The organism is Chitinimonas arctica (assembly GCF_007431345.1).
GTDB lineage: Bacteria > Pseudomonadota > Gammaproteobacteria > Burkholderiales > Chitinimonadaceae > Chitinimonas > Chitinimonas arctica.
In genome coordinates, this window is sequence record NZ_CP041730.1 from 5,171,848 (window position 1) to 5,186,474 (window position 14,627).

The following is a 14,627-nucleotide window of genomic DNA, read 5'->3' on the forward strand; positions in this document are numbered from 1 at the left end:
GCTCACCTGGATTTTGGGCAGCCCGTCTTCGAACGCTTAGCGGCCGCCGCGTAGATACTCCAGCTTACCCTGCCTGGTTTGGCCATCAAAAGTACGAACGTCGAAGGTGCTTTTAACCAGGCCGATTTCCGGCGCATACCAACTGTTTGACTTACTTACTACAAGCGTGGCGCCGCTCCTGGATTGAATCTCCTGATTTGATTCAAACTTGCAGGCGGGCGTTGTGAAATTGCCGGGCAGAACGAGCGTCTCGTTTCCCAGGTAGGTTTCCTTGGCAATGAGTTTAGTGCTGCTTATCTCCGGATTGGACCCAGGGCCGCGCTTGCGATCGACCATGGTCGACGTTTCCAATGTTTCGCCGATGGTAAATGGATAGCGTTCGATATAGGTGGAGGTGTAAGTTGACTCCTCCACCTTTTCTTCGCCTTTTAAAATTTCATCCGAGAGGTTGATATAGGGGTAGTTCTCATAGCTTCTAAAATATCGCCTGTGGCTGATATTATCAGCCGATGCGGGCATGTTTTTAATCGTACGAACCCTGGTCCGTGGGTCGGGCAGCTTTGCGTTATCCCACGTCCACAATTGATCGGACTGTTTTTGGTCATCAAGGGAGTAGCGCATGGTGCGCTGGTCGCCATCGCGCGATATATATAAGCAAGTGTTACGCAGGCTATTATTGCCTGCGGGCGGTAGCTCGGTATCGCTCGTAGCATGGGCGCTACCGCCCGAAAGGAAAAGGCAGGTGCCAAAACAAAGGGCGACAGCTGATAAGGGGAGTTCGGTTTTCAGGTTTTTCATGGGGCAACGCCGAAAGTAAAGACATAATCTTAACGATCTCTACAACTGGCGTGCTTTCGGATTTTTCGAATCCTATCTTAAAGATACTGACTGCTCCCTGGGTATCGCCATTGAGCTTTGTCTTACCTACACCCCCTTACAGATTGGCATACTCATTCTTCCTGCCTGTATCAAGAATATAAAAATGGCGCCTTGATTGGCCCTGCTGGCAAGATGATACGTACCTATCCACCACGATATTATCCTGGACCTTATCCAGCCCAGATTTTTCGAGGACACGCTGAGAAGGTATGTTCAGCGGGTGCACCGTAGCATAATATTTCCCGCCTACATGGTTAATGACCGCCTTGCATGCCTCGGTGGTAAGGCCGCGACCGCTACTCGCCGGGGAAATGGCATAGGATAGCTCCATGTAATCGGCGTACCGCAATTGTAGTTGCATCGGCCAATCCAGCTCCACTCCAGGCACTTCCTTTGGCGCCGCGCCGTTTTTTTTCCTTATTTTCGCCGCATTTTTCTTCAGCGCCGCATTCTCCGGCTTATCAAGCAAATCAAGCGCTGCGCGATTGTTGAATATCCCCTTCACGCTTTCAAGCAAAGCAGGATCATCGAGCAGACGTGCTTCCACCATGCAATATCCCACCATGCCATCATGTGTGATCATCGCCCAACTGTGCAAATCCGTCACACGACGGCCGGGCCGATGCACATCCGCGCTGACCATGGCCCGGTGACTGGTCTTTTGTTGTAATTCCTCTACCGTCATTACCCGGCCGCTCATGAAATACTTTACGGCTTCAGGATTGGTAAAAATCGGGAGCAAGCCTCGGTAATCGGAAGGGAATATAGGCCGCAAGAACAAATTGGCAGTCACTAGGGAGTTGGTGTAGGGCTTAAGATTTCTATCCACATCGATCACGCTGGCATTTGAAACTTCTTCGCTTCTATTTACAAGCACCTCACTATGATTTGAACCGCTTGCCATAAGCGCATACGGATTCGTTGCTATCATTCTCTGCATCATATTTATTCCATAAGTCATATTAAGATTCAGTCAAGCTAATGAACTCTCCTGACTTATGATTCTGCTTATCATCAGTTTTTTTCGAAAAATCACCTATCCGCGCTGAAATTTCCAAGGGCCTGTTATTTGCTCTGGCTAAAAAACCCGGGCCGAAATTTTCGACCCGGGTTTTCCTTGCTGCTACCGCTTCAACGGCTTACATCAAGCGATTCGCACTCAACATAGGACTATGCATCTCGTGCGCCGGCACGGTCTGCTGCCATTGGGCCGCATCCATCGGCGAGAAGCCCGCCATGGCGCTGACCAGGCTGGCCAGCTGCTGGTCCACCGACACCGTCTCCACCATCGGCGGCCGTGGCAGCGCGGCGGCTTGCAAGCCCGCCACCGTGACCGCCTTGGCCTGGATCTGGGTGTTGGTCCAGACCACGCTGTCGCTGAAGGTGAACCGTTCCACCCGGTAGCCGACCGCATTGGTGGCGTCGAAGTAGTTCTCCACCGTCAGCTGGTCGGTCGCGCCGTACTTCAGCACCAGGTTGACGCCGGCCTTTTGCACCGCCGTCACTTCGGTCGACTTCACGTCCTTGAACTGCACCGTGTCGCTGTTGTTGGCGGTGGCGTCGAAGTCCTTGATGACGTCGGCGCCGGCACCCTTGGCCAGCATATAGAAGTCATTGCCGGCTTCGCCTTCCAGCCGGTCCTTGCCATCTTCGCCGTTGAGGGTGTCGTTGCCGGTGCCGCCGACCAGGATATCGTCGCCGGTATTGGCGACATTGCCGTAACCACCCGAGAGGTAGTCATTGCCGTCGCCGCCTTCCAGCCGGTCGTTGCCCAGCCCGCCGAACAGGGTGTCGTCGCCGCCCAGGCCGCGCAGCAGATCGCGGCTTGCCGCGCCGGTCAGCTTGTTGCCGTTGGCGTCGCCGTCCTGCAGGGTCTCGTAGCCGCCCGGGATGGTTTGCGCGGCCACCATCTGCGCGATGGTCGCGGCGGTGAACATATTGCCGCCGCTGGGCTGCACATAGGCAATGGCCATCTCGCCGCCCTTGAAGTGCTTGAGCACCCGGAGGGAGGTGGTCAGCTGCTTGTCCACCACCACCAGCAGGTCGTCGCCGTCGCGCTGGAAGCTGAGGCGGGCGGCGCCGATGCCGTCGGCCAGGAAGATGCCGTCGCTGCCGCCGCCGCTGTTGTCGATGACGTCTTGCGAGGCGCCGTCGAACACATAGCTGTCGTTGCCCGCGCCCCCTTCCAGCCGGTCGTTGCCGTCTTCGCCGTTCAGCTGGTCGTCGCCAGCCCCGCCGATCAGCAGGTCGTCGCCGCTATTGCCGCTGCCGTAGCCGCCGGACAGGTAGTCGTTGCCATCGCCGCCTTCCAGACGGTCATTGCCGGCACCGCCGAACAGCTGGTCGTCGCCACCCAGGCCGCGCAGCAGGTCCTTGCCGCCGGCACCGCTGAGCTGGTCGGCATTGGCGGTGCCTTCCTTGACCTGGTTGAAGTCGGCCGGGTTGGCCGGGCCGCTGCCGCCGGTACCGGGCGTAGGCGGATTCGGATCGACCGGCAGGAGTCGGGCGATATCGGCCGCCGACAGGGCGTTGCCGCTCTTCGGTTGCAGGTAGGCGATGGCGGCTGCGCCACCACTGAAGTGGTTCAGCACCCGTACCGTGCGGCTGGCGTCGCTGACCACGCCGATGAGCAGGTCCTGGCCTTCCTGCTTGAAGCTCAGCTGGGCCTTCTCCAGTTCGGAGAAGAACAGCCAGTCGCTGCCGCCGCCGACATTGTCGATCACGTCCTTGCCCCAGTTGCTGGTAAAGACGTACTTGTCGTCTTCGCTGCCGCCCAGCAAGCGGTCGTCGCCTTCGCCGCCGATCAGCTGATCCTTGCCGACACCGCCGTCGAGCGTATCGTTGCCCAGGCCACCATCCAGGTAGTCGTCGCCGGCTTCACCGGCCACCGTATCGTTGCCGGCCAGACCGAACAAGGTGTCGTTACCGGCACCGCCACGGAGGTGGTCATGGCCAGCCGAGCCGGACAGGTTATCGGCCTGGCTGCTGCCTTGGGTGATGACCTTGGCTTCGATGGCGGCCAGATCCAGCGAAGTGCCATCGGCGAACAGCAATTTATCAAGCTTGAAGTGGGCGGTGCCGATGGGGCGGAACCAGTTTTGCACGGTGATCTCATCCGTGCCGTTGCGGTGCCGCAAGACCATATCGTTGCCGAGCCGCAGGATGCTGATATCCGCCAGGGCAATGCCGGCGCCGAACACCAGGCTGTCCTGCGAAGGGTCGATATTGCTGAAGGCCTGGTCTTGACGGGTTTCGACCAGCAGATCCTTGCCATCGCCCAAATTGAACACATAGCGATCATCGCCGTAGGAACCGTATAGCGTGTCCTGGCCCGCGCCGCCTTCCAGGGTATTGGCATCGCGTTCCTGGTAATCATCGGACGCAACCAGCTCATCATCGCCGGCACCACCGAGCAAGGTGTCGCTGCCTTGATTGCCGTTTAGCTTGTCGTTGCCGGCGCCGCCTTCGAGCCGGTCGCCATCGGTATTGCCATCCAACTGGTCATCGCCATCGTCGCCGCGCAGGGTATCGCTACCGACCCCGCCAGTGAGGGTGTCATTGGCGTCGCCACCGCTGACCAGATCGCTTTCGGCATCGCCTTGCAGCACATCCAGACCCGCACCGCCGAACAGTTGATCGGCCTCCTGGCCACCACGCAGCGTGTCATTACCCGCATCACCTTGCAGGGTGTCGTCCGCCCCGCCGCCTTCCAGCAGGTCGGCGTCGTCGCCACCGGCCAGCAGATCGTTGCCGTCCTGTCCGGCCAGGCTGTCGTTGCCCGCACCACCGCCTAGCGAATCGTCGCCGCTGCCGCCGTCCAGCAGGTCGGCGCCGAGGCCGCCCAGCAGTGTGTCATTGCCGTCCTGGCCGAACAGCTTGTCATCACCGCCCAGGCCATCGATGAGATCCGCTTCGGCATGCCCATAGATGGCATCGGCCGTCTCGCCGGTCTTGAGCACGAGCTGTTTGAGGGTGTCGCCATCCCAGGCCAACCCATTACCAAAGTCAACTCGCTCGATGGCGCCGATTTGGGTCACGCCGGGGCGATCGAAAAACTCCCCCTTGACGAGCAATTGATCGCCCGTGGCCAAATTTTTGAGCAACAGGCTGCCTTCTTCATCGCGGCGCAGCAACAAGTCTTCCGCACGTACGCCACTGAATACGACTTGGTCGGTACCGGCGGCTTCAACGATTTCATCGTTGCCACTACCGGCGGCAAACCGGAATGTGTCGTCGCCTTCGTAGCCATATAGCGAATCGTTGCCTCTCCCCCCCTCGATCAGGTCGTCGCCGTCGCCGGCGAGAACATAGTCGTTGTCATCGCCACCCTGGATGCTGTCCGCGCCACTACCGCTGCGGATGACGTCGTCACCACTACCGCTGCTAATCTGGTTGGCGCCGTCACTGGCCCACACAATGTCGTTACCGCTGCCGCCGTCGAGGGTGTCGTCACCGTCGCCGGTTGTCAGACTATCGTTGCCCGCACCACCGATCAGCAGATCCGTGCCGCCACGACCATCCAAGTTGTCACCGCCTTCGCCACCGTCCAATGTGTCATTGCCGCCGCCCCCTGTCAGACCATCATTGCCGTCCTCACCTTGCAGGAGATTGTTGCCTTCGCCCCCGCTTATGCCGTCGTCTCCCACTCCCCCGAACAGACTGTCATCGCCGAGGTCACCCGCGATGCCATCGTTCCCCTCGCCACCCTTGACCAGATCATGGCCGTCACCGGCATAGATCGTGTCATTGCCCGCGTCCCCGTCAACCGTGTCGTTGTCGGAAAATCCGTAGATCACATCAGCCCGCTCGGTGCCAATCAGCACCAACTGCCGCATCTGCACCGGGTCCACGCTGCGCTCGGTGCCGTTTTCATGACTGATCTTGAGCGTGCCGCGCGGGGTATCGCCGTTGAAGAACGCGCTGAACACCAACATGTCGGTGGGGCTGCTGGGGAAAACGATGGTCAAATTCTGGCCGTCGCGGCGGAACACGAGTTCGTCCGGCGCCAAGCCGGCCAGGGCAATGGTCATTTGCCCTTCATAGGCGTCGTAGACCGTATCGACCCCATCGCCCTTGGCGAACAGATACCGATTGCTACCAATGCCGCCATCCAATTTATCGTTGCCCCGGCCGCCGCTCAGCTGGTCATCGCCCTGCCCTCCAGCCACGGCGTCATCACCCTCGCCGCCTTGTAGCGTGTCGCGCCCCGCTTCGCCGGTCAGCGTGTCATTGCCGTCTCCGCCCAGCAGGCTGTCGTTGCCCAGGCCGCCGAGCAGCCGGTCAACATCGGCACCGCCATTGAGGGTGTCATCGCCTTCGTCACCGAATAGGGAATCGCGGCCGGCGTCACCCTGTAGTTGGTCGTTCCCATCGTCGCCACGCAGCCAATCGTCACCGTCGCCCCCTACCAGCGTATCGCTGCCCCCGCGCCCCTGCAGGGTATCCTGACCGGCCAGGCCGACCAGCGCGTCGTTCCCGCCCAAACCGTCGAGCAGATCATTGCCGGCACCACCGACCCCGACCTTGGCCTGGATATCGGCCGGTTTCCAGACCGTACCGTCGGCAAACACGATCTCGGCAATCACGCCCGCACCCAAACTCCCCTCGCCAAAGAAGTCGCTGACCGTAATGCGATCCGCCGTACCGGTCTGGATCTGTAGATGATTGCCTTCACGCTTGAGCTGCAGGTTCAGCCGGTTGATCGACCCATCGAAACGAATGCGGTCGGTCGCAACGGTCTCATCCGTCATATTGCTGATGACGTCCAGGCCATGGCCGGCCGAGAAGTTGTAGCTATCGCTACCCCGGCCGCCGATCAGCATGTCGTTGCCCGCGCCGCCGTCCAGCACATCGTTGCCGTCGTCACCGGTCAACTGATCGTTGCCCGCATTGCCCAGCAATTGATCGTCGCCGTTCAGACCCTGCATCGTGTCGTTGCCACTCAAACCATCGAGCCGGTCCTTATCGGCGCCGCCAAACACCAGGTCGTCACCGGTCGTGATGGCGACGGCGCTCAACTTGGCCAGTATTTGGGTCTGGTCCAGGCTGGTATTGTCGGCAAACTGGATCTTTTCGATCGCGCCGTTGCTGAGGGCGCCGCTCAGGTCGAAGAAATTGTCGATACGCACCGAAGCGGCGATCGAACCATCCGGCTGCTTGACCTTGATCCATACCGTGCTGATTTCGCGCGAGAACACCAGATCGGCCGCCTTGATGCCGGCACTGAACACCAGTTGATCCACGCCCCCGAGATCGAGCACGGTATCGTCGCCATGGCCCCTATCCATGGTGTAAATATCGTTGCCGAGCAAACCATACAGACGGTCGTCGCCCTCCATGCCACGGAACACCGAGCCTTGCGAGGCACCGAACAGACTATTGTTACCGGTCGTACCGGTTTGGATCTTGTTATCCAGGAACGTCGCCAGCGCGGCATTGGCGGTGGCGATGGCCTGGAAGGCAACGGTCTTTTCCTGGGTATAGTCGGGCGAATAGACACCCAGGTCGTTGATCGTCGCAACCACCGACGCCAACCGGTCCAATTGGCCGTTGTCATGCAGCGCTTTCAGCTTGTCGGCCAGTTTGGACCAGTCGCAGACGAACCCTTCTGCGTAGCTACCAAAATCAGGAAATACGTCTTTGAGTTCGGCGGCGTAGTCGGTCTGCACCAATAGCTGGGCATTGCTGTATCTCTTGAACTGCAGGTACTCGGCAATCAGTAGCGGCGCCGCCACCCCGTGCGGGTTCGGATCGCGCTCGCCCCAACACCAGGTACCCAGGTAGGGCGCCCCGGTGAGGTGCTCCAGCGCCACCAACTGGCGCGCATCCATCACATGGCCGTAGCCCGGGCGACTGTCGCGGCTATGCGGATCCACGGCCGCCGAGCCGGTCCACCGATAGATCAGTTGATCGAGCAGGCTGTTGCGCTGGACCGTATTGGGCGTGGCCAGGTATTGCTGGACCAGCGTCCGCAAGCCGGCATCGAGCACCATGGCATGCTGCAAATCATGCACCCGGCCAAAGCCACGGATATTCGGCAACGACAGCACTTCGTCGGTCAGCACGACCATGCCATTGTCTACCCGCACGCTGGCATCGATGCGGAACCAGACATCGCTGGCGGTCGTGGTGGTACCGTTGGCCAACTGGAGCGTGCCAACCTGCTTGTGGGCATTGCCGTTGGCATCGACTTGGCTAGAGGGTGTATATCCGGTACCGACAGCACGCACGCCGGCCTCGGCCAAACCCCGCAGCTCGCCGGCTTCGCTCAGGCTATTGCCGTTGGCATCGCGCCAGACCTGCAAACCCGCGTAAGCCTTGTCTTGCGCATTGACCAGCCCATCGCCGTTATCGTCCAACTCGGCCAGCACCTGGAAGCCATGCGCGGCCCGCTCGCCGCTTTGCAGCAGGGTGTCGTTGCCGAACAGCTCACGGCCGCTGGTGATGGCGCCGTTACCGTCCAGGTCACGCACCAGCACGCCATCGTCAGCCCCCACCCAGGCGGTCCGTTCGCTCAAGCCGTCGGCATCGAAGTCGAAATAGGCCGATCCCAAGGCGGTGGTTTCGATGCCGTCGCCATCGAGATCCAATACGATGGGCGAGCGCGTCTGCTGCGCCCCACCGGTATTCGGTCCGCCACCCTTGGATTGCTCTACCCGCAGCGTGATGCCGAGGTCCTTGTTGGTGAATTTATTGATGGTCAGGCTATTGGTGGGCAGCGGCGTACCGCGGTTGCTGACGTACAGCGTGTCGCCCACCAATTTATAGGTAAAGCGGCCGTCCTCGCTCTTGTAGATGCCCTCGGGATCGCCGCTTTTACGTTTGCCGCCAGTCAGCACGGCGTAGTCGAGCATGACCGAGCCCTTGCGATCGACATCGTAAATGGTGTCGGACACATCGACTTTGTAGACATCGACGCCCGCACCGCCTTCCAGGCTATCGGTGCCGCCGCCGCCGTCCATCCAATCGTTGCCGCTTTCGCCATGAAGGGTGTCGTTATCCTCCCCACCACAGACGGAATCGTTATCCTCGCCACCCATCAGCCGGTCAGCACCGCTGCCGCCGTTCAAGCTATCCTGCCCATTTCCGCCCAACAGCGTATCGGCGCTCTCGCCCGCGTCCAGAAAATCGTTGCCGTCGTCCCCTTCGAGCTTATCGTCGTCCTTGCCACCGATCAGCGAGTCGTCATTTTCGCCGCCCTTGAGGCTGTCCTTACCTTCACCGCCTTCCAGGGTATCGTTGCCGCTCCCCCCTTCCAGCGTATCCATGCCCTTTTCGCCCTTGATGCTGTCGTTACCGGCACCACCCTTCAGCACGTTATTCGTCTTGTTGCCTTCGATGGTGTCGTTACCCGCGCCGCCGATGGCGTTTTCAATGGCGTCCTCGCCGGTGTAGTTGTCATAGGTAATGGAGATATTGCCTTTCCCATCCACTTTGCTGGTTTTACCGCCTTCGAGGTAGATCTTTACATGGTCGGACAAATCAGCGGCACTCAAGGTGTCGTTGCCACCAGTGTCGTATACGGTGTAACGGCCTTCCTCATCCCCAGTGAGCTTGTAGACATCATCCTGCGCGTGCGCGCCGCTCTTCGCACCCCAGATACGCTGCAGGGCGGTCACATCCAATTGCCTTGGCCCGACCGGTGACGTGGTGTAACTGACGCGGGCCCTATCATGCTGTGACATGACTGAATAGTCATGGTTATTCAAATCTTGCGGGACTGGGGATTCCCACACATGATTTAACCCGAGAGCATGGCCAATCTCATGAATCAGGGTACGGTATGACGGCTTGCCTTTTTTTGGCAGTTCCATATTGTTGTTGTAATAAATGGTATCTGTAGCGGTCAAATAGATGCCGTTCAGACTTACCTTGGAAAAATCGGCGGTGGAAAACCGGAGCGCAGGGGCAGCCCCCTCATCCACCTCCTTAAAAGTGATATTCAGGTAGGTAGCGTAAAAGTTAAAAATCTCTCGAACACTGTTCTTCTCCATGTCGTTCATCGCCCTGACACGGTCCAGTGATTTGCTGGGATTCCACTCTTCTCCTATCGCGGCATAAAATTCAATCGCTTGCGCAGTGGTCAGTGCGCTACTGAACGCATAAGTGATCACATTCCCTACGCCAATCAAGCTGTCGGAGTCGATCATTGCGGCCAGGGTACTATCTTCTATTTTCATTTCTTGGTGTTTTCCGATATTTCTTTAAGCAAATCCGACAGAATATCGACAGACTGGATATATTCAGGGCAAAAGGACTGATAGTTGTGAAACCATTGTTTGGGTGCACTGCCGGCAGCGATTTCCTGTATATAAGGACCTGTAAGTAGAACCTCCTTTGCATCATCCGGCTTGGGCAAGCGATGAAGCAGAAAGAGATAACGTCGCTGCTTCATCTCCTTGGTGAAAAAGGCATAGGCGCCGCAGGGGTCCCCCTCCAACATTCTCAAAGCGATGCGGTCCGAATAGTATTTCGCTTCCTCGGGCTTCCGCGCAAAATGGACGATGCCATCTCGAGTACGCAGGATAACCAAATAGTTATCATCGACGGCTTTGCCTTTGGTGATTGATCTACATGCCTTTTCCTCGGTAGGCAATAATTGATAGGCACTCGTATTGTTTTTTTTGACACCAATCTCTACCTGAGCAATCGTGGCCTCCAGAACGATATTGACCGAATCGAGCACTTGCCGGAATGGCACCGGCGGAGGGGCCTCGTCGCGCGCCCAAGCGTTGCCTGAGCAAGCCAGCAGGAGCATCACTGTCATCGCGTGTGTACTGGACCCTGCAAATGCGCGGGGTGGTGCGAAAGAGGACGACATGCCTCGATAACAATTTCCTATGAAGTCAAACAGCATTTTTTCTCTCCTTGTTTTCATTACTTGTTGTTTTCCGAGATTGCTTCAATCAATTCCCGCAAAATGGCAACAGGCTGGATATATTCCGGGCAGAATGACTGGTTGTTGTGGAACCATTGTTTTGGGGCACTACCAGCTACGATTTCAGGTATAAACGGACCTTCAAGCAGTACTTCCTTTTCGTCATTCGGCTTAGGCAGGTAATTAAGCAGGAAGAGATAACGTCGCTGCTTCATCTCCCTCGTGAAAAAGGCATAAGCATCACAGGGCTCCCCCTTCAACATTCTCAAAGCAATGCGGTCGGTATAGTATTTCGATTCAGCAGGATTGCGCGCAAAATGGACGACACCACCCCGGGTGCGCAGGATAACAATAAAGTTATCATCAACGCGCTTCCCTTTTCTAATCGCTCGGCATGCCTTTTCCTCGGCTGGCAATAATTGATAGACACTCGTATTGTTTTTTTCGACGCCAATCTCGACCCGGTCAATCGTAGCCTCCAAGATGATATTGACCGAATCGAGCACTTGCCGGAATGGAAGCGGCGGAGGAGTCTCCTCGCGCGCCCAAGCGTTGCCTGAGCAAGCCAGCAGGAGCATCGCTGTCATCGCGTGTGCCTGGACTCTGCCAATACGCGGGGTGGTGCGAAAGAGGACGACATGCCTCGATAACAATTTCCTATGAAGTCGAACAGCATTTTTCTCTCCTTGTTTTCATTACTTGTTGTTTTCCGAGATTGCTTCAATCAATTCCCGCAAAATGGCAACAGGCTGAATATATTCCGGGCAGAATGACTGGTTATTGTGAAACCATTGCTTGGGGGCACTGCCATTCTCAATATCCGGCATTGGCAAGCCTGTGAGTAGGACTTCCTTTTCACCTTCTGATTTGGGCAAGTGACTAAGCAGGAAGAGATAACGACGCAGCTTCATTTCCCTGGTGAAAAAAGCATAAGCGCCGCAGGGGTCGCCTTCCGACATTCTCAACGCGATGCGGTTGGTATAATTTTTCGATTCGGCGGGGTTTCGCGCGAAATGGACAATGCCATTCCGGGTGCGTAGGATAACGAAAAATCGATCCTCGGCACCTTTGCGGAATGCACGACATGCCTTATCATCTGTCGGCAATAATTGATAGGCTGTTTCATAATATTTATGGACACCAATCTCGACCTTATCAATCGCAGCCTCCAGGATGATATTGACCGGATCGAGCGCTTGCCGGAAGGGGACTGGTGGAAGGCTCTCCTCGCGCGCCCAAGCGTTGTCGGAGCAAGCCAGCAGGAGCATCGCTGTCATCACGCCTGCACTGGACCCAGCCAATGCGCGGGGTGGTGCGAAAGAGGACGACATGCCTCGATAACAATTTCCTATGAAGTCAAACAGAATTTTTTCTCTCTTTGTTTTCATTACTTGTGGTTTCTCGAAATTTTTTCGATCAAATCCCGCAGGATGGCAACCGGCTGGATATATTCAGGGCAAAACGACTGACTGTTGTGAAACCATTGCTTGGGGGCACCGCCATAGTCGATTTCCGGCATTTGTAAGCCTTCGAGCAGGACTTCCTTTGCACCCTCCGGCTTGGGCAAATACCTAAGCAGAAAGAGATAACGTCGCTGCTTCATCTCCCTCGTGAAAAAGGCATAGGCACCGCAGGGGTCCCCCTCCAACATTCTCAAAGCGATGCGGTCGGAATAGTATTTCGCTTCCTCGGGCTTCCGCGCAAAATGGACAATGCCGTCCCGGATGCGTAGGATAACCAAATAGTTATCATCGACGGCTTTCCCTTTGGTGATCGATCGACATGATTTTTCGTCGGTAGGCAATAATTGATAGGCCCGCGTATTGTTTTTTTTGACGCCAATCTCGACCTGATCAATCCTGGCTTCGAGGACGATATTGACCATATTGAGTGATTGCCGGAATGGCATCGGCGGAGGGGGCTCATCGCGCGCCCAAGCGTTGCCGGAGCAAGCCAGCAGGAGCATCGCTGTCATCATGTTTGCACTGGACCCTGCCGATGCGCGGGGCGCTGCGAAAGAGGACGACATGCCTAGATAACAATTTCCTATGAAGTCAAACAGCATGCCCTCTCCCCTTGATGAAGTTATCTCTATGTGCAACGAAAGTTATTTTTTTCATAAGCCCCTCTTATATCAATCTTTTTTTGTTTTCAGGCTAACGTGCGCCTACTTCTCTGCACAGGCTTGAGGAGATAGATAATTTCGTCCAGCCAAAAAAACCAAGCATTGTACCGATTTACGCAAGACCAAGAAACCTAACCCCTCAAAAAAGCCTAAAGCAACCACCTTAAGCAGAATGTCCATTTACCCGCTATGCCAGCCTGTAAAAGGCTTTGGCGCGTTTAGCCGGGAATAAGGGAGGCACGTAAAGATTACCATTCATGGCAGACCCATCTCAATCTGACTCTCCCTATTTGATCTAGCCTTTACGAGCAGATTACGCGGTCTCGCCCCTCTGAGTGTCGTCCTCACCTGGCCTCGGCCGGCTCCACCGTACTAATCCACAGTCTCGGCCAATCCCACCATCCCTGCCCGCCGCAATGGCCTTGGCGGCCGTAGTAAGCGAGAACGAAATTACGGCCATCAAAGACCCAGTTGCCGATTTCGCCGCAGTCGGGTTTGCGACTGCCCGGTCGTTCATGGTTCAGCGTCCGGCTGGCGGAATTGTATGTGGCATTTGTCAGCCTATAGCTGGGGGTAAACAGTTTTGGTAGCCCCGGCAGAGCGAGACGGGTGGGCTCAGGTTCACCTTGGCGCTGGGCGCGATAGCCGACATAGTCGGCGTTGTAGTCGCTCCCGCCGCAGCGCAGCAGCACAATCGCTTCACGCAAGCTCAGTGCCGCCACTTCGCTCTCCAGCTTGCCCTCATCGCTTGTCCCGCAACCTGGCTCAAGCTCTCTGACCGCTTGCAGCAGGCTAGCGGCTTCCGCAACGCTGACCTCGGGCTCGCCGATTGGAGCGAGGTGCAACACCGGTAGCGGGCGGCCCGGCGGGATCGTTGACGCGGACTTGCTGCCTGTGCGCAGCAATGCTTGCGTGGTGCCAAGCCGGCCTTGGGTTTCATCAATCAGCAGCAGTGCGGCGGTCAAGCCCGTAACTTTGAAGTTGGCCAACATACGGCCTTGTCGATTGGTTAATCGTAGCAATTGCTTGCGCCTGGCGGTGGCAAGCAGTTTGCGGGCTGCTGCACTATTGCGGCTAAGGATCCAGGTTGGATCGTGATGGCCGATTTCCCACCCATCAGCCGACAGGGCTTTGCCATTCAGTCGCAGTTGCGGCAGTGCCAGCTTGTGCTTGGACTGGAAGCGGAGTACCAGCCTGGAATTGTCATCCGAGTCCGGTCGCTGCGGGCCGGGTGCCTGCTCCAACACCATCTCGGGACTGCCTTCATATTGCTTGGCAGTGCCTTTGGTTTGCTCGTAGCCTTTGGCGACGCAAGCGCCGTCGTTGCTGCAAGCCACTAGCCAATCCTTGAATTCTCGATAGACCGGTAACGGTGCGGCTTGGCTGGCGAGGTGGGCGACAGTAAGGAGGATTAGGGGAAGAGGACGTTGGCGCGCAAACCGTGCTTTATGTACACAGTCCGAATTAACGTGACGGGGGTGCTTTTTTTCTAGCGTTACTCCGGCGTTACGCTTGGACTGGTCCGGCATGAGTTTTTCTTTTCTGAATTGTGTCTTCGTCTAGAAACGGGGGGCGTGACGATCCGCCCGCCCGCTGTCTTGCATGTAGGACATCTTGCCGGAATGGAGGACGAGCATGCTCTGGCGTCGCCGGGGCTCATTTATCAGCGGCTGACGACAAATGCTCCTTGCCGTTACCATTTGGTTGCGGGCGTGTGCGAAAACTCACATCTTTTTCACATCGACA

The 14,627-nt window shown here is 57.2% G+C and carries 8 protein-coding genes; all 8 read right to left on the bottom strand.

What is annotated here, in order from left to right; genetic code table 11:
- Positions 1 to 36 precede the first annotated feature (36 nt).
- The 8 genes from FNU76_RS23430 to FNU76_RS23465 all read right to left on the bottom strand — a co-directional run bounded on the left by FNU76_RS23430 (position 37) and on the right by FNU76_RS23465 (position 14,410).
- On the bottom strand, positions 37 to 798 hold the full coding sequence (locus FNU76_RS23430) for a hypothetical protein (protein ID WP_144280444.1): 762 nt from the start codon (positions 796 to 798) through the stop codon (positions 37 to 39).
- 136 nt (positions 799 to 934) lie between these two features.
- Entirely contained in the window at positions 935 to 1,822 is an 888-nt protein-coding gene (locus tag FNU76_RS23435; protein ID WP_179958267.1) for a GNAT family N-acetyltransferase, read from the bottom strand.
- Positions 1,823 to 2,018: 196 nt separating this feature from the next.
- Positions 2,019 to 9,563: a calcium-binding protein gene (locus tag FNU76_RS23440; protein WP_179958268.1), complete on the bottom strand. Its 7,545-nt coding sequence runs from the start codon at positions 9,561 to 9,563 to the stop codon at positions 2,019 to 2,021.
- A 491-nt stretch (positions 9,564 to 10,054) separates the two neighbouring features.
- A complete protein-coding gene (locus FNU76_RS23445) occupies positions 10,055 to 10,735 on the bottom strand; it encodes a hypothetical protein (RefSeq protein WP_144280447.1) in 681 nt (226 codons plus the stop codon).
- Between the two features lie 20 nt (positions 10,736 to 10,755).
- On the bottom strand, positions 10,756 to 11,343 hold the full coding sequence (locus tag FNU76_RS23450) for a hypothetical protein (RefSeq protein ID WP_144280448.1): 588 nt from the start codon (positions 11,341 to 11,343) through the stop codon (positions 10,756 to 10,758).
- 108 nt (positions 11,344 to 11,451) lie between these two features.
- Complete coding sequence (locus FNU76_RS23455) at positions 11,452 to 12,144, bottom strand: hypothetical protein (protein ID WP_144280449.1); 693 nt, start codon at positions 12,142 to 12,144, stop codon at positions 11,452 to 11,454.
- On the bottom strand, positions 12,144 to 12,821 hold the full coding sequence (locus FNU76_RS23460) for a hypothetical protein (protein ID WP_144280450.1): 678 nt from the start codon (positions 12,819 to 12,821) through the stop codon (positions 12,144 to 12,146). The genes FNU76_RS23455 and FNU76_RS23460 overlap by 1 nt, the downstream gene beginning before the upstream one ends.
- Before the next feature lie 404 nt (positions 12,822 to 13,225).
- Complete coding sequence (locus FNU76_RS23465) at positions 13,226 to 14,410, bottom strand: DUF1176 domain-containing protein (RefSeq protein WP_144280451.1); 1,185 nt, start codon at positions 14,408 to 14,410, stop codon at positions 13,226 to 13,228.
- Positions 14,411 to 14,627: the final 217 nt, after the last annotated feature.

Excerpts from the sequence above, each read along its gene's own strand:
- FNU76_RS23430 (WP_144280444.1), bottom strand. The coding sequence starts at position 798 with ATGAAAAACCTGAAAACCGAACTCCCCTTATCAGCTGTCGCCCTTTGT.
- FNU76_RS23435 (WP_179958267.1), bottom strand. The coding sequence starts at position 1,822 with ATGATGCAGAGAATGATAGCAACGAATCCGTATGCGCTTATGGCAAGC.
- FNU76_RS23440 (WP_179958268.1), bottom strand. The coding sequence starts at position 9,563 with ATGTCACAGCATGATAGGGCCCGCGTCAGTTACACCACGTCACCGGTC.
- FNU76_RS23445 (WP_144280447.1), bottom strand. The coding sequence starts at position 10,735 with ATGCTGTTTGACTTCATAGGAAATTGTTATCGAGGCATGTCGTCCTCT.
- FNU76_RS23450 (WP_144280448.1), bottom strand. The coding sequence starts at position 11,343 with ATGACAGCGATGCTCCTGCTGGCTTGCTCAGGCAACGCTTGGGCGCGC.
- FNU76_RS23455 (WP_144280449.1), bottom strand. The coding sequence starts at position 12,144 with ATGAAAACAAAGAGAGAAAAAATTCTGTTTGACTTCATAGGAAATTGT.
- FNU76_RS23460 (WP_144280450.1), bottom strand. The coding sequence starts at position 12,821 with ATGCTGTTTGACTTCATAGGAAATTGTTATCTAGGCATGTCGTCCTCT.
- FNU76_RS23465 (WP_144280451.1), bottom strand. The coding sequence starts at position 14,410 with ATGCCGGACCAGTCCAAGCGTAACGCCGGAGTAACGCTAGAAAAAAAG.